Raw genomic sequence first — 23,343 nt, 5'->3', positions numbered from 1 at the left:
TTTTATTTAATTCTGTCGAATTATAGTATACCAATCTCAGAAGATAGACGACAATTTTTGCCGCCTATCTTATTGGAATTAGCTGATTATTGAGTTTTCTCTGCGATGAATTTTTCTACAACCGCTTCAATCTCTGCTGCTGTTGGTAGTGAAAGCGCTTCTTCAGCCATTGCTTTCACTTCAGCAAAGTTAGAGTTACGGATGACTTTCTTCACTTTAGGAATAGAGATGCCGCTCATTGAGAACTCGTCTAGACCCATACCTAGTAGAAGAAGCGTTGCACGTTCATCACCTGCAAGCTCACCACACATACCAGTCCATTTACCTTCTGCGTGTGATGCGTCGATCACTTGCTTGATTACAGTTAGTACTGCTGGTGATAGTGGGTTGTAAAGGTGAGAGATCATCTCGTTACCACGGTCTACCGCTAGCGTGTACTGAGTTAGGTCGTTAGTACCGATAGAGAAGAATGCCACTTCTTTTGCTAGGTGGTGCGCGATAGCCGCTGCTGCTGGAGTTTCAACCATTACACCGATTTCGATTTCTTCATCGAATGCGTGGCCTTCAGCGCGAAGCTCTGCTTTGTACTCTTCGATTGCTTTCTTAAGCTCACGGATTTCTTCTACAGAGATAATCATTGGGAACATGATACGCAGTTTACCGTGTGCAGAAGCACGTAGGATGCCACGTAGCTGGTCACGAAGAATTTCACGACGGTCTAAGCTGATACGTACTGCACGCCAGCCTAGGAATGGGTTCATCTCTTGTGGAAGATCCATGTATGGAAGATCTTTATCACCACCGATGTCCATTGTACGGATGATTACTGATTCACCGTTCATTGCTTCCGCAACTTCTTTGTACGCGTGGTACTGCTCTTCTTCAGTTGGTAGAGCATCACGGTCCATAAATAGGAACTCAGTACGGTACAGACCAACACCTTCACCACCGTTACGGATGATACCGTCACAGTCTTTAACAGTACCGATGTTACCGCAAACTTCTACGCGGTGACCGTCAGTTGTTTCAGCGTGTAGGTCTTTCAGCTTCGCTAGCTCTTCTTTTTCAGCGATGAAGGCAGCTTTTACTGCTTTCGCTTCTGCTAGTTCGCCTTCAGAAGGGTTGATAACGATCTTGTTGTTCATCGCATCAAGAATCAGCATGTCGCCGTTCTTAACTTGTTTAGTGATGTCGTTAGTACCCACAATCGCTGGAAGCTCAAGAGAGCGTGCCATGATAGAAGTGTGAGAAGTGCGACCGCCGATATCACAAGCGAAACCAAGAACGTAGTCTAGGTTGATTTGTGCTGTTTCAGATGGCGTTAGGTCGTAAGCAACTAGGATAACTTCTTCGTTAATATCGCTTAGAGAAACGATATTGATACCTAGTGCGTTTTTAACAAAGCGCGTGCCGATATCACGGATATCTGTTGCACGTTCTTTTAGGTATTCGTCGTCTAGAGATTCTAGAGCAGATGCTTGCTCTTCGATAACTGTGTGGATAGCGTTATCTGCGTGCATCTTGTCATTTTTGATTAGCGCTAGGATTTCTTCCTCTAGCTCTTCGTCTTCAAGAAGCATGATGTGACCTTCAAAGATCGCTTCTTTTTCTTCACCGAAGGTTTCAAGTGCTTTCTGCTTGATAGTTTCAAGCTGAGCAGATGATTTGTTACGCGCGTCGAAGAAACGGGCAACTTCTGCTTCTACTTGATCATCAGAAATAGTATTTGTGTTTAGGACAATTTCATCTTCTTGAAGTAGTAGTGCTTTACCGATAGCAATACCAGGAGATGCTAGGATGCCTGAAATCATAGCCTTACCTTAAATTGGTCAACTTTAAAACGGGAGAATAATGAGTGCGCTAACGAATATTTGTAGCTTATATTTGGCCCTATTTCCAACAAAGCCATTTTGCTTTCACAAAATGGCTTTGAAAATAGGAGACCGGATTAGTGTAGTTGATCCATTAGAGCAACTAGGTGGTCAACAGCTTGTTGAGCTTGTGGGCCCTCAGCTGAGATAGAAACTACTGTACCTTTTACTAGGCCAAGAGTTTGTAGCTTGAAAAGGCTCTTCGCGCTAGCGCTTTTACCGTTAGAAGTCACAGTGATGTCCGCGTCGAATGCTTTAGCTTCTTTAACGAACTGTGCAGCTGGACGAGTGTGAAGACCGTTTTCTGCAGTGATTTCTACTTGCTTCTCGTACATGTTATATACCCCAATTGATTTATATTTTGATAGTTTCTTAACCAGATTTAGCTTAACGGTAAATGTACTATTCTGCTAGGCGCATAACGTTCATTTCGTGTCAGAACTGATACTGGTTGTAAATTTAACAATCGCGCCGCCAGTCTATGCTGTTGTTCGCCATTGAGAGAAATTCTCATCTAGCTCTTTATTTTGATGCTAGAAATAAAACAGTCCTGATATTACCAAAGGTGAGGCAGGGATCAACAAAAAAGCCCCTGAATGGGGCTTTTTTAGACGAAAAATTGATTTGAACACATATTACTGTTCGTTCTCTTTCTCGGTAAAGATGCCCGCAAACAGGGCTGTGCTTAGGTAACGTTCACCTGAACTTGGAAGAACTGTAACAATTGTTTTCCCAGCAAATTCAGGGAGTTCTGCTAAGCGGTTTGCTGCAACAACAGCTGCACCTGATGAGATACCGGCTAGGATACCTTCTTCCTCCATTAGGCGACGAGCCATCGCAATTGCTTCTTCTGATGTCACAGCCTCAACACGGTCTACAAGTTCTAAATCTAGGTTGCCAGGGATAAATCCAGCACCAATACCTTGGATTTTGTGCGGAGCAGGTTGAATTTCGTCGCCTGCAAGCGCTTGAGCAATCACTGGCGACTCTGCTGGCTCTACCGCAACAGAAACAATGTTTTTGCCTTTTTCGCCTTTAATATATCGGCTTGTACCTGTGATAGTACCACCTGTACCAACACCTGCTACGAATACGTCAACTTCACCGTCCGTTGCATCCCAGATTTCAGGACCAGTCGTCTTCTCATGAATTTGTGGGTTTGCAGGGTTGTTGAACTGTTGTAGTAGTAGGTATTTTTCAGGGTTGCTAGCAACAATCTCTTCTGCTTTAGCAATCGCGCCTTTCATACCTTTTGCTGCTTCTGTTAGCTCAAGGTTTGCACCTAGTGCTTTAAGTAGTTTACGACGCTCTAGGCTCATTGACTCAGGCATTGTTAGCGTTAGCTTGTAACCACGCGCAGCAGCAACGAAAGCCAGTGCCACACCAGTGTTACCACTTGTAGGTTCAACAAGCTCTACGCCAGGCTTAAGTGTGCCAGCCTTTTCCGCTTCCCAAATCATGTTGGCACCGATACGACATTTAACGCTGAAGCTTGGGTTACGTGCTTCAACTTTTGCTAGTACTTTGCCGTTACTAACTTTGTTTAGGCGTACAAGAGGTGTGTTACCAATAGTTTGAGAATTGTCTTCGTAGATTTTACTCATGGTGTGATCCTTCATCTCTGTTCTGTTTCAAATCTATTTCAAAGCAAACGCTTCAAATAGATGCAGTTCTAGTGAATTGATTTGTAGGGTAGAGATTAGGCTAGGTTAAAAAACGAGAAAAGGATTAAATAGTTATATGATATGAAAGGGTGGTGGCTGGGAACGGGCGTTGCCCTATAGAACACTTCGCTTCTGGAGAACGGGTTCGGGCTTCGCCCTGCAGGAAAACTAGAGTTGACTCCTTAACCATATCGGAGCAACTTTAGTTATCCAGTTATCCAGTTATCCAGTTATCCAGTTATCCAGTTATCCAGTTATCCAGTTATCCAGCTCTTACTTCTTAAACTCTGCAACCCACATTGAGGTAGCACCGCAGACGGCAATTGGCATCACAAACAAGTTCAAAATTGGAATTGTGGTGAAAACAGAGACCAAAGCACCAAAGCTATAGGCTTTGCCTTGTTTTTGTTTCAAATTGTTTCGCATGTCATTAAACGGCACTTTGTGATTATCAAATGGGTAGTCACAATATTGAATCGCCAAAATCCACGCCGTGAAGATAAACCATAGAAACGGACCGATGGTTTGACCTAACGCTGGGATTAGAAGTAGCAGAAAGAGACCAATGGCTTTAGGTAGAACGTACACCAGTTTGCGCCATTCACGAGCCATGATTCTTGGCGTGTCTTTAATGACGGCCATCATGCCATCTTCATTGACTTTCTGCTGGGTTAGATGCTCTTCAACTTTTTCAGCCAGTAATCCATTGAATGGGGCAGCAATAAAGTTGGCCAAGGTACTGAAGAAGTATGAAAACGTTGCGAGTATTGTCAGGACTAACAGAGGCCAGAGTAGGTAACTAAGCCAAGACAAAAACTCGGGTAACTGTCCCATCAGCTGTCCGATCCAAGCATCTAGGTTGGAGAACAAGTAGTAGAGAGCTCCACCAACTAGGATAATGTTGGCCAGTAGTGGCAATATAACAAATTGGCGAATGCCCGGAGTGCGTGCCAGTTCTAAACCGTGGAAGAAGTAGCCAAAGCCAGAACGCTGTCTAATCTGTGTATTCATATTTTGCTTTTGTGGTGTAAAAACGAACGTTTTCTATCTTAACAAGAAAAAAGCGTGTTCAAAATCACAACATTTCAGGAACTTCTCACATTAAGTTGTTCTAAAACAGGGGCGAGTTTTGGTAGAGTAACTCAAAGTTAGGTTTAAACAGATTCGATGTAACCCGTTTACTATCGAGCAAATGAGAGCTAAAAATGCAGGAACTGCGATTTGTACTCATAATTGTTGGAGCTTTGGCGATTGCCGCTTTGCTGTTCCACGGTTTATGGACGAGTAAAAAAGAAGGGAAAGCCAAGTTTGGTAGCAAACCGATTGGCAAGCTGGATGTCGACAATGAAGACTCGGACCTAGTCCCTGAGCGCGCTTTTGCTCCAGAAGATGATTTTGAAATCATCAAGAAAGAGCGTAAAGAGCCCGGCTTTATAGACCGAGATGAAGTCATCGCAGATCCGCTCATCGATACTTACCAAGAAGCATCACCAGAAGTTAATCCATCTACTACTGATAAAGATGACGTAGATTTGGATGTGCCTTCTTTCTCAAGTAAGTCATTGGATGAAGTTGAAGAGGTCGTCGAAGCCGCACACGAAGAAGTGCTTGAACCTATTGTCGAACCATCACCTATTCAAGAGCCTGAAACGCAACCAGCGGAAGAAGAAGCGCCGTTAGAAGTCATTGTCCTCAATGTACATTGCTCCGGTGAAGAGCCTTTTGTTGGCACTAAACTGTTCGACAGTATGCAACAAAACGGCTTGATCTACGGTGAAATGGATATCTTCCATCGCCATGCCGATCTATCAGGTACAGGCAAAGTCCTGTTTAGTGTTGCCAACATGATGCAGCCGGGCACGTTAAAGCATGATGACCCTGCTGAGTTCTCTACTAAGGGTATCTCTTTCTTTATGACGATGCCTTGTTTCGGCGATGCAGAACAAAACTTCAAGCTGATGCTTAAGACTGCTCAGCAAATTGCTGATGACTTAGGTGCCAATGTTTTAGATGATGCGCGTAACTTGATGACGCCAAATCGACTAGACAGCTACCGAGCTCAGATTCAAGAGTTTAAAGCGGCGCAACAAGCCTAATCATTCCTATTCGTTAGAAAGGCTCCGTACGGAGCCTTTTTTCATTCATTCTCAGTTGCGAACGTTGTAAGGCGTGTTCATACTGCCTGCATTGGCCGCTAAGAACGAGCCGTTCTTAGCACCGTTAGAAGTAATAATTATAGAGTTAGCTATGTCCACAGAGATTCAAGAGAAGCTTAATCAATTGCGTAAAACGCTTCACTACCATGGAGTGAAGTACTACGTCGAGGATAATCCAGAAATACCGGATGCTGAATATGACAGGCTCATGCGTGAGCTTATGGAGCTTGAGTCTCAAAATCCAAAACTTATCACCATAGACTCACCAAGCCAACGAGTCGGCGGAGCGCCATTAGACGGTTTTGACTCGGTCACGCACGAGATTCCAATGCTTTCATTAGATAATGCTTTTGATGATGGTGAGCTAGAAAGCTTCCATAAGCGTATGGGCGATCGTATTCCAAGCGCGAAGTTTGATGTTTTCTGCTGTGAACCAAAGCTAGATGGCCTTGCGGTTAGCCTGCTGTATGAAAACGGGGTACTGGTCCAAGCTGCCACTCGTGGCGATGGTGCAACAGGTGAAAATATCACCGAGAACGTTCGTACTATCAAAGCCATTCCATTGAAGCTTCAAGGTGAAGGTTGGCCAGCGCGCATTGAAGTGCGTGGTGAAGTATTTATGCCTAAAGCGGGTTTTGACAAACTTAACGAGCAAGCACTAAAGAAAGGCGAAAAAGTTTTCGTTAACCCGCGTAACGCAGCGGCAGGTAGTTTGCGTCAATTGGATTCACGTATAACAGCAACTCGCCCATTGAGCTTCTATGCCTACAGTGTCGGTGTGGTTGAAGGTGTTGAGCTCTCTTCGAGTCACTATCAACGATTCATCCAGCTGAAAGGCTGGGGATTGCCAATGTGTCCAGAGACGAAGCGCGTAAACAATCTCGATGAAGTGAAAGCTTATTATCAAGATATCCTCGAACGCCGTGAGTCATTAGCGTACGAAATCGATGGGGTGGTGATTAAAGTTGATCAGATCACTCTTCAAGAACAACTAGGCTTTGTCGCTAGAGCGCCACGTTGGGCGATTGCATACAAGTTCCCTGCTCAAGAAGAAATCACCACGCTAAATGATGTCGAGTTCCAAGTTGGACGTACAGGCGCTATCACGCCTGTTGCTAAGCTAGAGCCTGTCTTTGTGGGTGGCGTCACCGTCAGTAATGCAACCCTTCACAATGCCGATGAAATTGAGCGTTTGGGCGTCATGGTTGGCGATACGGTTGTGATACGAAGAGCGGGTGACGTGATCCCTCAAATTGTTTCTGTGGTGACTGATCGTCGTCCAGAGAGCGCTCGTGAGATTGTTTTCCCGGAAAACTGCCCTGTGTGTAAATCACAAGTGGAACGAGTAGAAGGTGAAGCGGTTGCTCGTTGTAGTGGTGGTCTCGTTTGTCAGGCGCAACGTAAAGAAGCGTTGAAGCACTTTGTATCGCGTAAGGCGCTAGATGTTGATGGGCTAGGTGAGAAAGTGATTGAGCAGCTTGTTGATCGCGAAATGGTAGAAACACCTGCCGACCTGTTTAAACTATCTGCTGGTGTGATTACTGTACTTGACCGAATGGGACCAAAATCTGCGCAAAATGTGGTTGATGCTTTGAACAAAGCTAAGCAAACAACCTTAGCTCGGTTCTTATATTCGTTAGGTATTCGTGAAGTAGGTGAAGCAACGGCGGCAAATCTTGCGCAACATTTTAAAACTTTGGACTTAGTTAAAGCTGCAAACCATGAAAAGCTGGTCGAAGTTCAAGATATTGGCGATATAGTTGCGAGCCATATCACGGCATTTTTTACTCAAGACAAAAACCAAAGCGTGATTGATGAACTGATCGAGCAAGGGGTGAGTTGGCCTGATATCGAAGAGAAAGATGAAGATGCTCCTCAGCCGCTAGAAGGTAAAACTGTGGTCTTAACTGGCTCACTATCTCAGCTTACTCGTTCAGATGCAAAAGCTGCTCTGCAAGCACTAGGTGCAAAAGTAACCGGTAGTGTTTCTAAGAAAACAGACATTCTTTTTGCTGGTGAAAATGCGGGCTCTAAGCTTGCTAAAGCGCAAGAGTTGGGCATTGAAATTCGTACCGAAGAAGACCTTATTTCGTTAATGTAACCGACTAAACCCTATCTTTAAGCCACCACTTTTGGTGGCTTTTTTTTGTCATGAATAAAGTGCTTTTTTGAACCTCATAATATGCTCAGATCTTCTGTGATGAGGATCTTGTTAGATGTAATTATGTGAATCTTAAATAAAATTATGCGACGCACTTCAATGTGATTTAGAAGTTTTTTATCTTTAAGTGTTTGTTTTTATTGTTTTAAATATTTTTTGAACTTGTAAGGAGAGTGATTGTCGATCTGGATCACTGGAATTATAAAAATTTGTAGCGGGTCATATTTTTTTACATGAAAATTAAGTTCTGGTTGATGTTTTTTGTCGCGAAGTTAGTCTGAGACACATGGATACACGGTGTGTATGCAGGAAATCGAAAACTAAGAATTAATGATTAATCCAAGGTTTTCACATAGGAAATGATTTCTCCCTTCGGCGGCCAACTTAAGGTGAGAAAAATAAAAAGACAGCTATATCCATTTTTAGGAGTTTTTTCCATGGACAAAATGTTTAAACGTACGCTTTTAGGTGCAGCAGTGGCAACAGCTGCGGTTTCAGGCTCAGCTAACGCAGCAATCGAACTAGCTGGTGAAGCGGTACAATTCTACGGTCAAGCAGCGGGTTTTATTCAGTTAGTTGATAACAATATCGATGATACAACGAGTGCGGGTTCTGTAATGGAGTCACGTGTTGGTTTCCGCGGTAAAGTTAACTTTGAAGACTTCGGCCCTACATTCCTTTGGCAAATTGAAGGTGGTAACGCTGACAACACTGCTAAATCAGGTCAGTTAGGTGCTCGTGATACATTTATCGGTCTTGAGTTTGACGGTGTTGGTCAGTTCAAATTTGGTCGTCAGTTAGTTGCTGCATACAACTACGTTGACTGGCCTCACACAAACCCTGGTCTAGGTAATGTGTTTGATTGGAACAACGATATTGGTGCATCATTCCAAGACCGTGCTGATAGCGTATTCCGTTACGATTCTGCGACTTGGAATGGATTTAACTTCCAAGCAACACTAAGCGGTATGACACAAAACACAGATCAGTTAGTGACAAGTTTAGGTACTTCTTTTACTCGTGATATGTTTAGCCTACATGCTGGTTACTACAAGCAAAAGTCTTACGAGCAAGGTGTGGATGAGCCAGAAAAATACGTACTAAACGATACTAACTCGTCAGTTATCGTTAACCCTGAGTGGACTAAATGGTACAACAACGGTGGTGCAAACCAGAAAGAAACTGTTGACTCACAAAGCTACTACATTGTCGGTGGTAGTGTCTTCCTAGGCGACTTGACTCTGACAGGTGCTGTGAAGAAGATGGAAAAAGGCAACGTTGACCAAACAGCTTACTCTACAACTGCTCAATATGTCATTGACGGTAAGTGGGTTCTTAAAGCAGGTTATGCAGCAACAAACGATGCTGATGGCCTTACAAACTCAGGTGATACAGCAGTTACTGCGCGTTTAGGTTACATTCTTCCAAGTGCTTACCTATATATAGATTCGCGTAACTACAAGATGTCTAACAAAGACAACAGCTACCAAACTAGTGACTGGAGTAACAACGTACTTGTTGGTGCTGAGTACTACTTCTAATTCGTTAGAATATACGATTTAAATAAGCCATATGGAGCATTCTTTAGCTAAAGAATGCTCTTTTCACTCAAGGAGAGCGATAAATGAAAGTAATGAATACGTTGTTAATGGTTGGTGCTGTGATTACTTCATTTGCTACCCAGGCTGATGTGGAATTAAAGTTCCACAGAGATATTTCACCTATCGTGATTGATGGCGAAGAGCTAGGTTATAGTCTCTTTTCTAAAGATAGCTACACTGTTCCAAATGGCGTCAACCAAGTGGTGTTTCGTGTCTCTAAGCTCGTTGAAAGACAGGGAGAGAGAGAGAAGTATAACTCACCAGCGTATGTGCTCACATTTGAACAATCAGATACTTCGTTGTTATTTGAGCCAGGGGTAAAGATTACTCGCTCTGAACATGTTGAAGCATTCAACGAATCCCCGAAATTTAATGTCATTGATAAAAATGGCCGCACTGTTAACTTTAAATATGCAGTTTTGCCAGCTTCTGACGGGTTGACTCGGGATTATGAAAAAGAGCTTGCTAAATACAACTCGAAACATTATCCAGACTTGGGAACAGCAGCTGTAGTTGCAACAAATAATGCACCAGCACCGAAGAAACAGTCATCGCAACAACAAAATATGTTTGACTACTGGCTAGAACAAGCTTCGTCAGATGAAATAAACATGTTTACAGAGTTAGCCTTTGATGCTCGTAATAAAGGTGGACTATCGGTACCAGAAAATGCTAGTCAGCCAGTCCAAATGTTAGGATATTGGTATAACAAGGCTAGTGTTGAACAGAGAAAACAAATTCTGTCACACCTAATTACCCTTTAAAGAATTCAGTGAATCGCACCCAATAAATAGGGTGCGATTTCAACATTAGTAGAGTTTCATTCCACCCTTCATTTTGCAAATCTCACTTGGGATATAATCCATCGAACCATCTTTAAATTTACAATCTACAAATGGCCCCATTTCTGTAGACCCAGTAGATCCCGCAAAAGCTGAAAAAGAAAGTAATCCGGCAACTGCTAGCGCTAGTAAAGTTCTCATAACATTTCTCCTTGTGTCTCTAAATCTCCTAGTCAGAGATATTGACTAGTATGGCAATAGACCACGAAGGATCAAAAATAATTGCAAGAAATCAAATTTTTTAAAGTTTATTAAGTTGAAGGTCTAAAGAAGAAGCTATTTTTAAATGTATGAAAGGTTTGGTTATTATTTTTAGGGCTTGATGGTTCTGAAAAATGTATTTATATGTTTTGGCAACTAGCTAAATACTTAATTTCTCGAATTAAACGTAAAAAATAGAGTTTCTTTAACTAGTTACCGATTTAATTTTACTTAAAAACGAATAAAACGCGTCAATTGAAGTGATTAGTCTAATTATCTCGTGGTTTTATGGTTAAAATAATTCCGCTCACTTTGGTAATTTCAACCTGTTGACCTGCACTAATCGCGCTTTCTGCCTGAGCACTCCATGTGGTGTCACCCACCTTTAAGCGTCCTTTCCCGGCTGGAAAATCCTCATCAAGACGAATGATTTGACCGACTAACTGCTTACTTTTCTGATTAAGTTCACGGTTAGCGTCGGATTGTCTGTCTGATCTAAATTGTCTGCGCCACCACAGCCAAGTGGTTACTAAAGTAAATGCTGCGAAAGCAACCCACTGTAGTTGCCAACTCAATGGAATAAATGTGAGCAAAATACCCACGATTAAGGCTGACAGCCCAAGCCATAAAAAATAGCCTGCGGTGCCAAGCAGCTCGATAGCAAGTAAAGCTAGCCCGAAGGCTAGCCAATGCCAATGATTGATACTGTCTAGTAATTCAAACACATTAGCCTCTACTTAGTTGACTCTTTCGACTGCTTAAACATTTCGGCGATACCTGCGACAGAGCCCATTAGGCCGGAAGCTTCAAGTGGAAGCATGATGATCTTGCCATTCTCAGCTTGGCCGATTGACTTAAGTGCGTCGGTATAGCCTTGCGCAATAAAGTAATTAACGGCTTGCATGTCACCCTTAGCGATCGCTTCTGACACCATAGTCGTTGCACGAGCCTCGGCTTCAGCCGCACGTTCCCGAGCTTCTGCTTGAAGAATTGCTGCTTGCTTGTCGCCTTCCGCTTTAAGGATCTCTGATTGCTTGTGACCCTCTGCTCTTAAAATCTCAGCCTGACGAATGCCTTCCGCTTCGAGTACTTCTGCACGCTTGTTTCGTTCTGCCTTCATTTGTGCGTTCATTGCTGCGGTAAGGTCTGACGGCGGCTGAACATCTTTGATTTCGATACGCGTGACTTTTACCCCCCAAGGGTTGGTCGCTTCATCAACAATAGAGAGCAGTTTGGTGTTGATCATATCGCGCTGACTGAGCATTTCATCGAGTTCCATGGAACCCAGCACTGTACGGATGTTCGTCAGCGTTAAGTTACGAATTGCATGCTCTAAGTCGTTAACCTCGTAAGCCGCTTGGGCTGCATCAATCACTTGAACAAAGCAGACCGCGTCGATAGTGACATTAGCGTTATCTTTAGAAATAACTTCTTGAGCGGGGATATCAAGTACTCGCTCCATCATATTGATTTTATGACCAATACCGTCAATAAATGGAATGATGATATTTAAGCCTGGCTTTAGGGTGTGGGTATAGCGACCAAATCGTTCAACGGTCCAGTTGTTGCCTTGAGGGACGGTTTTTACACCAGCGATAATCAGTGCAATCACAACAACGAGAAACACGCCGATAGTAATCAATGAGTCAATAGCCATATCTGAGTTCCTTATGAGAATAGTCTATTGATTGTTGCCTATAGAGTCGCTTATGACAATGGCAGAAATGAGAACTTTAGCGAAAATCGGATAAAATAAAAGCCGGTTACTACCGGCTTTAAGTCTATGATTTAGAATGAACTAATAAAGAATGGAGTAAAGTTGACGGCGGTATTTACCTGCGATCGGATTACCTTGCCCAAGCGCGGCAAGTATATCCATAAATGACTTTTTCATTTCGCCATCTAGCGCGTTCAAGTCAGTACGTAAGACGTTCCAAAGTATCTCAAGTGCTTCTTCGTCGCGATTCACTTGGTGGTAGTTAAGCGCCAGTTCGTTAGCCAGTTTTAGGTCACTTGGGTTTTGTGCCAACGCTTCTTCTAAAGATTGAATCTCAGGGCTGTTTGCTGCTTGTGCATGAAGCTCTAATTTAGCGACTAAGCCTTTGTAGTAATTATCTTGGTACTCAAGAGGAATATTTTCTAGCAGCAATTTAGCTTGGTCAAAATTCTGTGTTTCTAAATAGCAATCTGCTAGAGCAAGTTTTACATCGCCTTTTTGTTTCCATTCCTCGGCGATAGCTTCTAGAAGTGGCAGAGCCTGGGCATGTTGACCTGCTTGGATGAGCTCAAGCGCTTGCTTTAAGTTTAGTTCGTCTTGGCTAGGGAGATGTTTCGCTAGCATTTGTTGAATAGCAGCAATTGTTTGTGGACCACCAAGACCATCGACAGGCTGGCCATTTACGAATAGGGCAATGGTAGGCAAGGCTTGAACACCAAACTGGCTTGCAATCGCTTGTTCCTGCTCGCAGTTCAAAAGAGCTAATGTAAAGGCTCCGTTATATTGCTGCGCTAGCATTTGCAGGTCAGGTATCACTTGCGCACTTTCTTCGCTCATTGGCGCCCAAAAGTGGATTAGCACTGGGGTCTGCATTGACCCTTCTAGTACTTGGCGGAAGTTTTGTTCGTTTAGCTCAACAATAAATGGAGACTGCATCTATGAATTCCTTGCGACTTATTCTATGGATCAAAGATATGGGCTAGGAGAGGAGAGTTCAAGGTAAGAGCTTGAATTTGAGATTATATTGTTGGCAGAAACAAAAACACCGCCTGCTGTGGCGGTGTTAATGTTCTCCCGAAAGGGTAAGCGAAGGTGTCTATAAAACGATAAACAGCGTTAGCGCAACACCCACACTCAGCCAGTTTAACTGGTTTAAAGTCATATTATTATACCGAATGTAGCGCTTGAATTTTATAACTAGGGCTTGCCCTAAGTATTAATCTAACGTCTTATTGTTACGGAATAATTACAAACTTGCAGAAAATATCATGCAGCTTGTCGCAATATCTTATCCAGTACTCGTGTTGGCAGTAGGCGTTTTAAGACAGCAAACACCTTAGTCGGCGTAGTAATACGGTAACGAATCTTAGGCCTTTTCGCTTCTAGCGCATGAACAAGGGGATCTATGCACGATTCTGCTGGCAAAACAAACGCGTTGCTTGAGGTGTCGTTGTTCAGCCTTTCCATTTGCTGACGGTACTGTTTTTCGTGGGCGCTGCCTTCAACAGTGATCCATTTCTTAAAGGCGATAAGGGCATTAGAACGAAACTCGGTTTCAATTGGACCTGGTTCTATCAGGCTTATGTGGATATCGGTATCCATTAGTTCGAGTCTTAACGTGTCGCTCCAACCTTCAATCGCAAACTTAGAAGCATTGTATGCACCGCGATACTTCATCGCCGCAAAGCCGAGCACTGAACTGTTTTGAACAATTCGGCCATAACCTTGTTTGCGCATGGTTGGAAGGAGTTCGCATACCAATTGGTGCCAACCAAAAAAGTTGGTTTCGAACTGTTCTCTTAAACCATCGGTAGGCAGGTCTTCTAGAGCTCCAGGTTGGCCATAAGCCCCATTATTAAACAGAGCATCAAGCTTGCCATTGGTAAGTGCTAATGCTTGCTCTACCCCTTTGGTAATGCTCTGGCTGTCAGTGAGATCTATCTGGATGCAGGTGAGTCCTTCTGCTTGCAGTCTTTCAACGTCTTGTTGTTGGCGACAAGATGCAATGACTTGATAGCCTCGCTTATGTAGAGCGTGGGCACAGACATAGCCAATTCCGGTTGAACAGCCCGTAATTAATATCGATTTATCCATCGCTATCTAACCCATTGATTCTTTTAATTGGAGTTAGGTTACTGGATTATTCATGGTGTTGTAACAAGTTTTTTAGTGCAGGTTCAAGGCGTGAGTAACTGAAGCGAAATCCGAGCTCAGTTAACTTCTTCGGTTTGGCTCTAATACTGTCGAACAGTAGTACTGAGCTTTCTCCCATCGCCACTGACATTATCCATTTAGGCGTGAAAAGAAGGTGTGGACGCTTGAGTGTTTTAGCCAATGTTTGGCTGAACTGCTTATTCGACACAGGGTGCGGCGCACAGAGATTAAACTCCCCGTGAGCATGGGGGGTTTCGAGCAAGTAGATAATACCGCGGACCATATCCAACATATGAATCCAAGGCATATATTGGCGACCATGGCCCAATGGTCCACCTAAACCCAAACGGTAAGGAGGAAGCATTTTCAGCAGAGCTCCTCCTTGAGGAGCGAGTACCACACCTGTACGTAAAATGCAGACACGCGTCATCTCAGAGCGGGCACGGTTAGCAATTTGCTCCCATTTGCTGCACACATGGTGTGGAAAGCCTTGGCAATTCACATGAAGGCTTTCGTCGAAAGGATGTTCTTGTTGGTCTCCGTAGTAGCCTACCGCAGAACCACTGATAAAGACTTCAGGTGGGGTAGTACTGGCATGAACAAGTTCGACCAAAGTTTCGGTCAGTTTCCAGCGGCTATCACAGATGTTTTTTTTCTGCTTTTTAGTCCAACGCTTATTGGCTATTGGCTCGCCTGCGAGGTTGATGACGGCGTCAAAATCATTGAGGTGATGAAAATCATCCAGTGAAGAAATGTAAGTTACGTTGCCCATGTCGGTATGGCTTAGGAGCATTTTGGCATGTCTAGGCTCACGAGTAAGCAAGACTACTTCATGAGTAGTTAAATGCTTAAGCAACTCTCGGCCGATAAAACCGGTTCCTCCAGTGAGCAGTACCTTCATTTCTAATCCTCTTATTTATGCAGAGCAGACAAGTCCAATTTTAACCATAGTGAACTATTGTTACTAATTATAGTTACTTAGCAGCAAATGTGATCACTCGTGGCAATATCACAAAATTCACATTTTGTTACGTTTATCCTTATCGACGTTGCGAGTATCACATCCGAAAACGAAATTGTTTGCCATGCTAGATAAAAGATTAGCGATTAACTGACTTGCAAGGAGGTTCAGTGGAAGCAGCGACGGCGTTATTTAAAGCGCTACTAGGAAGTTTACGGGATCTTTTACCCATCATTGTTGTCATTGCTTTTTTTCAGCTTGTTGTTTTACAAGAGCCTCTCCCAAATTTACTGTCTATTTTGTTTGGTCTTGTATTAGTTGTCTTTGGCTTAACGTTTTTTATCTTTGGTTTAGAGATGGGCTTGTTCCCCATCGGTGAAACCATGGCTCAAGCTTTTGCTCGTAAGGGAAGCGTATTTTGGCTGCTCATCTTTGCATTTTGTTTAGGTTTTGGTACCACCGTCGCAGAGCCTGCATTAACTGCTGTTGCCGATGAAGCGGCAGAAGTGGCTGCAGAAGGAGGAATGATTGCCCACAATGAAGAGTCAATGGAGGACTACGCTAATGGACTTCGCTACACCGTCGCTTTATCCGTTGGGATAGCGATATTGCTGGGTGTGTTGCGTATTCTCAAAGGGTGGCCCATTCAATATATGATCATTGGCGGCTACATCGGTGTGGTGGTTCTTACTATGTTTGCGCCACAGAGCATTATTGGTGTGGCTTATGATTCTGGTGGAGTGACGACCTCAACCATTACTGTACCATTGGTGACAGCACTCGGTGTCGGTCTTGCTTCAGCGATTAAGGGGCGTAATCCAATGATAGATGGATTCGGTCTGATTGCTTTTGCCTCACTGTTACCCATGATGTTTGTAATGGTCTATGGAATGGTGGTGGCATGATCGAGTGGACTCATTTCTTAGATACCTTTGTTGGTACGATTACCGATGTTTTGCCGATAGCTACCATCATTTTTGGTTTTCAGTTTGCCGTTCTTAGACGCCCTGTAACCAACCTGCCGAAAGTGATTCTCGGTTTTTTCTATGTCATTCTTGGCTTATCGCTTTTTTTAATCGGCCTCGATTTGGCGTTGTTTCCTCTTGGCGAGACGATGGCTGAGCAGCTTACCGCTCCAAGCTTTATTCAGCAGTTCAAGCTCTCTGCTGGAACTGTGTTTGAATGGATGGATTACTACTGGGTTTATCTGTTTGCCTTCTTCATTGGCTTTAGCACCACGATTGCAGAACCCTCTCTGATAGCTGTTGCGATTAAAGCCAATCAGGTTTCTGGTGGGAGTATCAGTGTCAATGGATTGAGGATTGCAGTGGCGATTGGCGTTGCGGTGGGGATTTCTTTGGGCAGCTACCGGATTGTCGTTGGCGATCCCATTCATTACTACATTATCGTCGGTTACATCGTAGTAGTAATACAAACCTTTTATGCACCAAAGCTTATTATCCCACTTGCTTACGACTCCGGCGGAGTGACGACTTCTACGGTCACAGTTCCGTTAGTCGCGGCGTTAGGTTTAGGGTTAGCCTCGACGGTTCCGGGGCGTAACCCAATGATAGATGGTTTTGGATTGATAGCATTCGCTAGTTTATTTCCCATGATTTCGGTCATGGGGTATGCACAAATCACTCAGCGACTAAACAAAGGTGCTGAGCGGGAGGATGAAGAAAATGCGCTTTAAATTGTTATTGGCTTTCGTTGAAGACAGTAAAACAGACGTGGTGCTTGATGCCGCTCGTAAGGCTGGAGCGACAGGCGCAACAGTGATCAATAACGCGAGAGGGGAGGGGCTGAATCAAAAGAAAACCTTTTTTGGTCTCACCCTAGATGTACAGAAAGACGTTTTGTTGTTTGTTGTTGAAGAGCATTTATCCCGACACATTTTAGAGACGATTGGCGAAGTCGGAGAGTTTGACCAAGAGTCAGGCCAAGGGATTGCGGTTCAGATTGATATTGAAGATGCCGTTGGAGTCGCGCATCAAGTCGAGAAGTTAACCAAAGTGGTAGAGGATGAGTTATGAGCACACACAAGAAGGTTCGAGTTCGGGATGTAATGACCAACAACTATGTCGTCATTGATGGCTTAACAACGGTAAAAGAAGGGATTCAGCTAGCTCGTAGCCACGAAGTTAAAGCGCTGGTGGTGAATAAGCGTAATGAAGATGATGAATACGGATTGGTATTGATGAATGACATTGCTAAAAAAGTGCTTGCGCAAAACCGTTCGCCCGACCGTACTAACATTTATGAGATCATGACTAAGCCCGCATTATCGGTCGATCCTGATATGAATGTAAAATACTGCGCCCGTTTGTTTGAGCGCTTTGGTATTAGCCGAGCACCAGTGATTGAAGCAGGTAAAATCATCGGAATGGTCAGTTACAACAACATCGTCATTAACGGCATGGTACATGATGACTAACAGCCGAAGAGTGCGTAGAATCTCCTCATTATTTTTGAGGAGATGATGTCGTGAAACTCTTTTTTGCCTCTGACCTGCATGGCTGTTTGCCTGCAACCCAGCAAGTTCTTGCTGAATATGAAAAATCTGGAGCTGAGTCGTTAGTAATACTTGGTGACATACTAAACCATGGCCCACGTAATCCTGTCCCTGAAGGTTACAATCCGCCAGCGGTGAGTGAGCTGCTCAATCAATATGCTGATCAAATCATTGCGGTGCGTGGCAACTGTGACAGCGAAGTTGATCAGATGCTGCTCTCGTTCCCAATGATGATGGATTATGCTTGGGTGTTATTAGAATCCGGACAACGACTGTTTTTAACTCATGGTCATCTCTACAATTCCAGTAAGCGTCCTGCGCTAAAGCAGGGAGATGTGTTGGCTCACGGGCATACCCATATTCCTGTTGCTCAGCGAGAGGGGGAGCAGTTTATATTTAACCCGGGCTCAATAACCTTTCCGCGCAATGGTCATGCGCCGAGCTATGGCTTATTTGAAGGGAATGAGCTCAAAGTCGTGACTTTCTCCGGTGAGGTACTGGCCTCGGTACTAATTAATTAAGTACTCAGCCAAAATGAAACAAAGGCAGCTCAGTGAGCTGCCTTTGTATTTAACTTCGCACTATTTCGAATCTGAATGACCTAAGTCTCTTTCTGGGTCGATGATATCGCGCACTTTTTGCTTCAGTACTTTCGCTTCTGGGAATCCACCGTCGCGTTTGCGTTCCCATATAAGCTGACCATTACAATGAATTTCAAAGCGGCCCCCTGTGTCTGGGTGGAGAGAAACAGTCTCTATCTCTTCACTAAAAGTGTGCAGTAGCTCTTGAGATAGCCACGTTGAACGCAGCATCCAATTACATTGGCGGCAGTAGTAAATATCAATGATGGCTTTATCCATGAAAATTCCTTTAAAACAAAAGCTTGATACCAACGGCGAAGGTCAGTAATTCAAAGCATACCTTGATGAATTGGTTGCTGTAACGAGTGGTTAGGTAAGCCCCTAAACTACCGCCAATGAATGAGCCTAGTAGAAGAGCAGGTAACCAAGGCCAATATACGGGAGCGCCTGCCTGAACTATTGCAATACCGCCAATACCATTCCAGAACAGGCCGACACACAGCATGGTGAGCGCAACAGCCTGCTTATAGCTGTAACCGAACCAGCGCACTAGAAATAGTGTAACCAATAAGCCCGAGCCTGCCGTCAGTGAACCGTTAATCACCCCGATGAGCATTAAGCCTAATCCACCAATTATCCAACCCTTGGTGTCGCGATTTAACGGCAGTTCTTGTTGTCCAAGCTGCTTTTTAAAACGTGAATAGATACCAAGGCACAATATCATGCCACCAAGCAATTTCTCTGCAATATCACCGGGAATAAGCAAGACAATGTTAGCACCAATGATGACCCCTATGCTTCCCACACCAATAAGATACAAAGCTACTTGGTAGCTGAAGCTTTTCTGTTTGATGTGGGTGTAGGCAGCCCCGAGACCAAGGGCGACACTGGCGATCTTATGGGTGGCCAAAGCGATCGAGAAAGGTAGGCCAAAGAAAATCAGTAGTGGGAATTGCAGTAACCCGGCACCACCACCAGAGAGTGAGGCGAGCGTATTAGCAATAAGTGAGCCCAACAGCAGGCCGAGGGTGTTAATCCAATCCATATGAAAAAAGAAAAGGGGCATCATGCCCCTTTATTGAATCTAGTTAGAAAATAGAACGGTAGAACCGTGACTTAAGCTCGTCAGCAGCAGTGTTTTCTCGTTAACAATATCGATACGACGGCTTTGTTGAGCGTCCATCTTAAAGATCTGAGTAATCAAGTCTAACTGCTCTGCGGTAAAGTCTTTGCTTTGTGCAGAAGAAACATCTTTAAACTCTGTAGGAGAGACCAGCAGGTAGTTATCACTGATGTCCCACTCGCCAGTTTCGGAGATGTTTATCACGCTCTCTGTCTTAGCATCGAAAGGGTACAAACGCACTGTCGCAACACGAATGTAAGTGTTGTTTGGCAAGTACTTAACGTTTGACACCACGTCGACTTTACGAAGTGAGCCAACAGACTCTTCTTGAAGCGGCTCAGTGATAACAGTCACCATTTTAGATTGCCATTCTTTTGAAGTAAGAACCTGTTCAACTTTAAGATCGCTGCCCCAGTATAACCAAGCGCTAAATACAGCGGAGATAACAAGTAGGCTAGCTGCAATTTTTTGATTCATCGGTGTTCTTCCTACTGGCAAACTTTACTGAGATCTTGCTGCTCTGCGAATATTCGCAAAGTAATATTTTCACCTGAATTATCCAAAGAGTGGATGTAGTTCAGGATAAGTTGATTGTTCTGACCACCTGTTGCGATCACTTCCACTGGAGCCAGTGCTTCAACATGTGTTTCATTGTACTTCTTCACACACTGCTCGATGGACGGGTACCATTTGCTGAGATCTGGATGATTCATAGGTGCTTTGACAACCGTGTTATCGAACACAGCTAACTGTCTGAACTTAGACTCAGCTGGGTTAGTGAATAAGATGACACATAAAGGAATCAAGAACGCTACTACAACTAGTAGTTTAGATAGCAATGAGCTTGGCTTACGAACCTGAACTTGTGTTTCTGCTGTTTCATTGACGGAGCTAACTGCTTTTGGAGCGGCAGGTGCTTCAACTGTCTCTTCAACTTTGATTTGCTCGGTAACTTCAACAGCTTCAAGCTCTGAGTTTTCTTCCTCAAGGGATTCACCACTCATTAGTGTGGTTGCGCGCTCTACAGAACAAATCAATTGATAACCACGTTTTGGCACCGTTTTAACGAACATCGGTGACTTTGTAGAGTCTTTTAGTAGTTTTCGCAGCGTAGAGATTGCTTGAGTCAAGCTTGAGTCATCAACTTCGAAGCCTTGTTTACGCCAAACAAAGTCATGCAGATCGTTACGAGAGACAATCTCGCTTGGCTTCTCACACAACAACAGCAGGATACGGCTTTCGTTGCTACCTAAACGAATTAGCTCGTTGTTATTCTCTTTGTCGACGAGAGAGTTAGTGTTTGGGTCAAAGGTAAATCTATTATCAAGATTAAACTTAGTACCTATGTTACTCATTAATTGCGGCCACTATATTAGAGGTTTCAGACAGTTAAGTTGTTAAAGCGCTCAATACAACCAATTTCGGTGAAATCAGTTTATATTTTTTGATTTTTTGGCGTGGCAAAGGATAGTCAAAATAAAACAAAAAAAACACTGTTTTTATGATTCTTGACCTTGAATTTACATTTGTCACCCTCATGTTAATTGGCAGATTTAGGCCAAATAGACATCATTATTATGAATGTATTGGCTTGATAAGTATAGAACTTATGGAGTTATCATGAGCGATACAGCAACTCAAAACAAAGAAACTCGTGGCTTTCAGTCTGAAGTAAAACAATTACTTCACCTTATGATTCACTCTCTTTACTCAAACAAAGAGATTTTCCTTCGTGAGCTAATTTCAAATGCGTCTGACGCTTCTGACAAACTGCGCTTTCAAGCTTTGTCAAATTCAGAACTGTACCAAGGCGATGCAGACCTTGGTGTGAAACTTTCTTTCGACGAATCAGCGAATACACTGACAATCTCTGACAACGGTATTGGTATGAGCCGTGAGGATGTGATTGAGCATTTAGGTACTATCGCAAAATCAGGTACGGCTGAATTCTTCTCAAAGCTGTCTGAAGATCAATCGAAAGACTCGCAGCTAATTGGTCAGTTTGGTGTTGGCTTCTACTCTGCATTTATTGTGGCTGATGCAGTCACGGTTCGTACGCGCGCTGCAGGTTTAGATGCTCAAGAGGGTGTTCAATGGCACTCGGCGGGCGAAGGTGAATACACCATTGAAACTATCTCTAAAGAGAGCCGTGGTACAGACATCATTCTTCACATGCGTGAAGAGGGCAAAGAGTTCTTAAACGAGTGGCGTCTGCGTGAAGTGATCAGCAAGTATTCTGATCACATCGGTATTCCTGTGGCTATTCAGACCGCTGAGCGTGATGAAGAGGGCAAAGAAACCGGTGAGAAAAAGTGGGAGCAGATTAACAAAGCTCAGGCACTTTGGACGCGCAATAAATCGGATATCTCTGAAGAAGAATACCAAGAGTTTTACAAGCATGTTTCTCATGACTTCGCTGACCCATTGGTATGGAGCCACAACCGCGTAGAAGGTAAAAACGACTACACAAGCTTGCTGTACATCCCAGCGAAAGCACCTTGGGACATGATGAACCGCGACCACAAATCTGGTCTTAAACTGTATGTGCAGCGCGTATTCATTATGGATGATGCTGAGCAGTTTATGCCTTCATACTTACGCTTTGTTCGCGGTCTAATAGATTCAAACGACCTGCCACTCAACGTATCGCGCGAAATTCTGCAAGACAACAAAGTCACCCAATCGCTACGTAATGCTTGTACTAAGCGTGTTCTTACTATGCTTGAGCGTATGGCGAAAAACGATGAAGAGAAATACCAATCGTTTTGGAAAGAGTTTGGTCTGGTGCTAAAAGAAGGCCCAGCAGAAGACATGAGCAACAAAGAGAAAGTCGCAGCATTACTTCGTTTTGCGTCTACTGAAGTTGACTCTGCTGAGCAAACTGTTGGTCTAGCGTCTTATGTAGAACGCATGAAAGAAGGTCAAGACAAGATTTACTACTTGACTGCAGACAGCTACGCAGCGGCTAAGAACAGCCCGCACCTAGAGCAGTTCAAAGCCAAAGGCATCGAAGTCATTCTGATGTTTGACCGCATTGATGAGTGGCTGATGAACTACCTGACTGAGTTTGATGGCAAGCAGTTCCAATCAATCACTAAAGCGGGTCTTGATCTGAGCAAGTTTGAAGACGAAGCAGAGAAAGAAAAGCAGAAAGAGACGGAAGAAGAGTTTAAGTCTGTCGTTGAGCGTACCAAAGAGTACTTAGGTGAGCGCGTGAAAGAGGTTCGCACGACCTTTAAGCTAGCCAATACTCCAGCGGTTGTGGTAACGGATGACTTCGAGATGGGCACACAAATGGCTAAGCTACTTGAAGCAGCAGGTCAGGCAGCACCCGAAGTGAAGTACATCTTTGAAATTAACCCAGAGCATGCACTTGTTAAGCGTATGGCCGACGAAGTAGACGAAGAAGCGTTTGGTCGCTGGGTAGAACTGCTGTTAGGCCAAGCGATGTTGGCTGAACGCGGTTCGATGGAAGATCCTTCGCAGTTCTTAGGTGCAATCAACACGCTTTTGACTAAGGGCTAATAGCCTAAAAACACCAAAAAGCTCGCATCTTGCGGGCTTTTTGATTTATTTGCGTTAATCATGAATAAAACCGCGAGAAGTTGCAGACTTGTGTGAGTGTTTAAGCATTCTTTAGTCGTAATTCGCGCTTTGGTTTTAAATTGTATGATAGAATGCAACCTTGAAACCCAATGAGCAGGCGTGTAATGTGCACGCCTGCTTTATTGTTAACTGTAGAACAGTTATACCGAAACTTACCGTGAGCGCTAGATGTGTTCATTTGGTCACCCCA

24 protein-coding genes are annotated in these 23,343 nt (G+C 43.8%); 10 read left to right on the top strand and 14 right to left on the bottom strand.

From position 1 onward, the window contains the following. Positions 1–86 precede the first annotated feature (86 nt). The 4 genes from ptsI to cysZ all read right to left on the bottom strand — a co-directional run bounded on the left by ptsI (position 87) and on the right by cysZ (position 4,546). Entirely contained in the window at positions 87–1,811 is a 1,725-nt protein-coding gene (gene ptsI / locus IX91_RS11330; RefSeq protein ID WP_004746231.1) for a phosphoenolpyruvate-protein phosphotransferase PtsI, read from the bottom strand. Positions 1,812–1,948: 137 nt separating this feature from the next. Beyond that, positions 1,949–2,206 carry an HPr family phosphocarrier protein gene (locus IX91_RS11325; protein ID WP_004415108.1) on the bottom strand — a complete coding sequence of 86 codons (258 nt, stop codon included), beginning with the start codon at positions 2,204–2,206 and terminating at the stop codon, positions 1,949–1,951. A gap of 300 nt (positions 2,207–2,506) precedes the next feature. Then, positions 2,507–3,475, bottom strand: coding sequence for a cysteine synthase A (gene cysK / locus IX91_RS11320; protein ID WP_004746230.1), 969 nt, complete (start codon positions 3,473–3,475; stop codon positions 2,507–2,509). A gap of 333 nt (positions 3,476–3,808) precedes the next feature. Then, a complete protein-coding gene (cysZ, locus tag IX91_RS11315) occupies positions 3,809–4,546 on the bottom strand; it encodes a sulfate transporter CysZ (protein WP_004746229.1) in 738 nt (245 codons plus the stop codon). 194 nt (positions 4,547–4,740) lie between these two features. Between cysZ and zipA the strand changes: the two genes are divergently transcribed. From zipA to IX91_RS11295, 4 genes are all read left to right on the top strand, one after another. Beyond that, on the top strand, positions 4,741–5,631 hold the full coding sequence (gene zipA / locus IX91_RS11310) for a cell division protein ZipA (RefSeq protein ID WP_004746228.1): 891 nt from the start codon (positions 4,741–4,743) through the stop codon (positions 5,629–5,631). 151 nt (positions 5,632–5,782) lie between these two features. Then, positions 5,783–7,792 carry an NAD-dependent DNA ligase LigA gene (gene ligA / locus IX91_RS11305; RefSeq protein WP_004746227.1) on the top strand — a complete coding sequence of 670 codons (2,010 nt, stop codon included), beginning with the start codon at positions 5,783–5,785 and terminating at the stop codon, positions 7,790–7,792. A gap of 497 nt (positions 7,793–8,289) precedes the next feature. Next, entirely contained in the window at positions 8,290–9,393 is a 1,104-nt protein-coding gene (locus tag IX91_RS11300) for a porin (protein ID WP_004749085.1), read from the top strand. Positions 9,394–9,476: 83 nt separating this feature from the next. After that, on the top strand, positions 9,477–10,217 hold the full coding sequence (locus IX91_RS11295) for a YccT family protein (RefSeq protein WP_004748994.1): 741 nt from the start codon (positions 9,477–9,479) through the stop codon (positions 10,215–10,217). Positions 10,218–10,262: 45 nt separating this feature from the next. Here IX91_RS11295 and IX91_RS26655 read toward each other — a convergent pair whose 3' ends face one another. The 6 genes from IX91_RS26655 to IX91_RS11270 all read right to left on the bottom strand — a co-directional run bounded on the left by IX91_RS26655 (position 10,263) and on the right by IX91_RS11270 (position 15,268). Then, a complete protein-coding gene (locus tag IX91_RS26655) occupies positions 10,263–10,436 on the bottom strand; it encodes a hypothetical protein (protein ID WP_004748993.1) in 174 nt (57 codons plus the stop codon). Between the two features lie 329 nt (positions 10,437–10,765). Further along, complete coding sequence (locus IX91_RS11290) at positions 10,766–11,221, bottom strand: NfeD family protein (protein WP_004748992.1); 456 nt, start codon at positions 11,219–11,221, stop codon at positions 10,766–10,768. Positions 11,222–11,229: 8 nt separating this feature from the next. Next, the gene (locus tag IX91_RS11285) at positions 11,230–12,153 is read right to left on the bottom strand and encodes an SPFH domain-containing protein (RefSeq protein WP_004748991.1); all 924 of its coding nucleotides are present in this window, start codon (positions 12,151–12,153) and stop codon (positions 11,230–11,232) included. A 141-nt stretch (positions 12,154–12,294) separates the two neighbouring features. After that, entirely contained in the window at positions 12,295–13,149 is an 855-nt protein-coding gene (locus IX91_RS11280; RefSeq protein WP_004748990.1) for a co-chaperone YbbN, read from the bottom strand. Positions 13,150–13,479: 330 nt separating this feature from the next. After that, complete coding sequence (locus tag IX91_RS11275) at positions 13,480–14,307, bottom strand: SDR family oxidoreductase (protein ID WP_004748989.1); 828 nt, start codon at positions 14,305–14,307, stop codon at positions 13,480–13,482. Between the two features lie 46 nt (positions 14,308–14,353). After that, a complete protein-coding gene (locus tag IX91_RS11270) occupies positions 14,354–15,268 on the bottom strand; it encodes a TIGR01777 family oxidoreductase (protein ID WP_004748988.1) in 915 nt (304 codons plus the stop codon). A 230-nt stretch (positions 15,269–15,498) separates the two neighbouring features. Here IX91_RS11270 and IX91_RS11265 point away from each other — a divergent pair, with 230 nt between their 5' ends. The 5 genes from IX91_RS11265 to yfcE are packed head-to-tail and all read left to right on the top strand — an operon-like array spanning position 15,499 to position 18,364. Beyond that, positions 15,499–16,233 (top strand): DUF1538 domain-containing protein, encoded by a 735-nt coding sequence (locus IX91_RS11265; protein ID WP_004748987.1) that lies wholly within the window; start codon positions 15,499–15,501, stop codon positions 16,231–16,233. Beyond that, positions 16,230–17,024, top strand: a complete 795-nt coding sequence (locus IX91_RS11260) for a DUF1538 domain-containing protein (RefSeq protein ID WP_004748986.1) — start codon at positions 16,230–16,232, stop codon at positions 17,022–17,024. The genes IX91_RS11265 and IX91_RS11260 overlap by 4 nt, the downstream gene beginning before the upstream one ends. Next, positions 17,014–17,364 carry a P-II family nitrogen regulator gene (locus IX91_RS11255; protein WP_004748985.1) on the top strand — a complete coding sequence of 117 codons (351 nt, stop codon included), beginning with the start codon at positions 17,014–17,016 and terminating at the stop codon, positions 17,362–17,364. Before IX91_RS11260 ends, IX91_RS11255 begins: the two co-directional genes overlap by 11 nt. Next, positions 17,361–17,765, top strand: a complete 405-nt coding sequence (locus tag IX91_RS11250; protein ID WP_004748984.1) for a CBS domain-containing protein — start codon at positions 17,361–17,363, stop codon at positions 17,763–17,765. The genes IX91_RS11255 and IX91_RS11250 overlap by 4 nt, the downstream gene beginning before the upstream one ends. A 50-nt stretch (positions 17,766–17,815) precedes the next feature. After that, complete coding sequence (gene yfcE, locus IX91_RS11245; protein WP_004748983.1) at positions 17,816–18,364, top strand: phosphodiesterase; 549 nt, start codon at positions 17,816–17,818, stop codon at positions 18,362–18,364. Positions 18,365–18,424: 60 nt separating this feature from the next. Here the strand turns inward: yfcE and IX91_RS11240 are convergent, their stop codons facing one another. The 4 genes from IX91_RS11240 to IX91_RS11225 are packed head-to-tail and all read right to left on the bottom strand — an operon-like array spanning position 18,425 to position 20,902. Next, entirely contained in the window at positions 18,425–18,703 is a 279-nt protein-coding gene (locus tag IX91_RS11240) for a SelT/SelW/SelH family protein (RefSeq protein ID WP_004748982.1), read from the bottom strand. Between the two features lie 10 nt (positions 18,704–18,713). Then, complete coding sequence (locus IX91_RS11235) at positions 18,714–19,469, bottom strand: sulfite exporter TauE/SafE family protein (RefSeq protein WP_004749084.1); 756 nt, start codon at positions 19,467–19,469, stop codon at positions 18,714–18,716. A gap of 39 nt (positions 19,470–19,508) precedes the next feature. Next, positions 19,509–20,024, bottom strand: a complete 516-nt coding sequence (locus tag IX91_RS11230; protein ID WP_004748980.1) for a regulatory protein ToxS — start codon at positions 20,022–20,024, stop codon at positions 19,509–19,511. A gap of 11 nt (positions 20,025–20,035) precedes the next feature. After that, positions 20,036–20,902, bottom strand: coding sequence for a transcriptional regulator (locus IX91_RS11225; protein ID WP_004748979.1), 867 nt, complete (start codon positions 20,900–20,902; stop codon positions 20,036–20,038). Positions 20,903–21,167: 265 nt separating this feature from the next. Between IX91_RS11225 and htpG the strand changes: the two genes are divergently transcribed. Next, positions 21,168–23,072, top strand: a complete 1,905-nt coding sequence (htpG, locus tag IX91_RS11220; protein WP_004748978.1) for a molecular chaperone HtpG — start codon at positions 21,168–21,170, stop codon at positions 23,070–23,072. The last annotated feature ends 271 nt before the right edge of the window (positions 23,073–23,343 follow it).

The sequence above is a fragment of the Vibrio tubiashii ATCC 19109 genome, from assembly GCF_000772105.1.
GTDB lineage: Bacteria > Pseudomonadota > Gammaproteobacteria > Enterobacterales > Vibrionaceae > Vibrio > Vibrio tubiashii.
Note: the sequence above shows the minus strand (reverse complement) of the source record. Positions and strands in the feature narration are given on the sequence as shown.

Coding starts and splice junctions, on each gene's coding strand:
- ptsI (WP_004746231.1), bottom strand. CDS start 1,811: ATGATTTCAGGCATCCTAGCATCTCCTGGTATTGCTATCGGTAAAGCA.
- IX91_RS11325 (WP_004415108.1), bottom strand. CDS start 2,206: ATGTACGAGAAGCAAGTAGAAATCACTGCAGAAAACGGTCTTCACACT.
- cysK (WP_004746230.1), bottom strand. CDS start 3,475: ATGAGTAAAATCTACGAAGACAATTCTCAAACTATTGGTAACACACCT.
- cysZ (WP_004746229.1), bottom strand. CDS start 4,546: ATGAATACACAGATTAGACAGCGTTCTGGCTTTGGCTACTTCTTCCAC.
- zipA (WP_004746228.1), top strand. CDS start 4,741: ATGCAGGAACTGCGATTTGTACTCATAATTGTTGGAGCTTTGGCGATT.
- ligA (WP_004746227.1), top strand. CDS start 5,783: ATGTCCACAGAGATTCAAGAGAAGCTTAATCAATTGCGTAAAACGCTT.
- IX91_RS11300 (WP_004749085.1), top strand. CDS start 8,290: ATGGACAAAATGTTTAAACGTACGCTTTTAGGTGCAGCAGTGGCAACA.
- IX91_RS11295 (WP_004748994.1), top strand. CDS start 9,477: ATGAAAGTAATGAATACGTTGTTAATGGTTGGTGCTGTGATTACTTCA.
- IX91_RS26655 (WP_004748993.1), bottom strand. CDS start 10,436: ATGAGAACTTTACTAGCGCTAGCAGTTGCCGGATTACTTTCTTTTTCA.
- IX91_RS11285 (WP_004748991.1), bottom strand. CDS start 12,153: ATGGCTATTGACTCATTGATTACTATCGGCGTGTTTCTCGTTGTTGTG.
- IX91_RS11280 (WP_004748990.1), bottom strand. CDS start 13,149: ATGCAGTCTCCATTTATTGTTGAGCTAAACGAACAAAACTTCCGCCAA.
- IX91_RS11275 (WP_004748989.1), bottom strand. CDS start 14,307: ATGGATAAATCGATATTAATTACGGGCTGTTCAACCGGAATTGGCTAT.
- IX91_RS11270 (WP_004748988.1), bottom strand. CDS start 15,268: ATGAAGGTACTGCTCACTGGAGGAACCGGTTTTATCGGCCGAGAGTTG.
- IX91_RS11260 (WP_004748986.1), top strand. CDS start 16,230: ATGATCGAGTGGACTCATTTCTTAGATACCTTTGTTGGTACGATTACC.
- IX91_RS11255 (WP_004748985.1), top strand. CDS start 17,014: ATGCGCTTTAAATTGTTATTGGCTTTCGTTGAAGACAGTAAAACAGAC.
- IX91_RS11250 (WP_004748984.1), top strand. CDS start 17,361: ATGAGCACACACAAGAAGGTTCGAGTTCGGGATGTAATGACCAACAAC.
- IX91_RS11240 (WP_004748982.1), bottom strand. CDS start 18,703: ATGGATAAAGCCATCATTGATATTTACTACTGCCGCCAATGTAATTGG.
- IX91_RS11235 (WP_004749084.1), bottom strand. CDS start 19,469: ATGGATTGGATTAACACCCTCGGCCTGCTGTTGGGCTCACTTATTGCT.
- IX91_RS11230 (WP_004748980.1), bottom strand. CDS start 20,024: ATGAATCAAAAAATTGCAGCTAGCCTACTTGTTATCTCCGCTGTATTT.
- IX91_RS11225 (WP_004748979.1), bottom strand. CDS start 20,902: ATGAGTAACATAGGTACTAAGTTTAATCTTGATAATAGATTTACCTTT.
- htpG (WP_004748978.1), top strand. CDS start 21,168: ATGAGCGATACAGCAACTCAAAACAAAGAAACTCGTGGCTTTCAGTCT.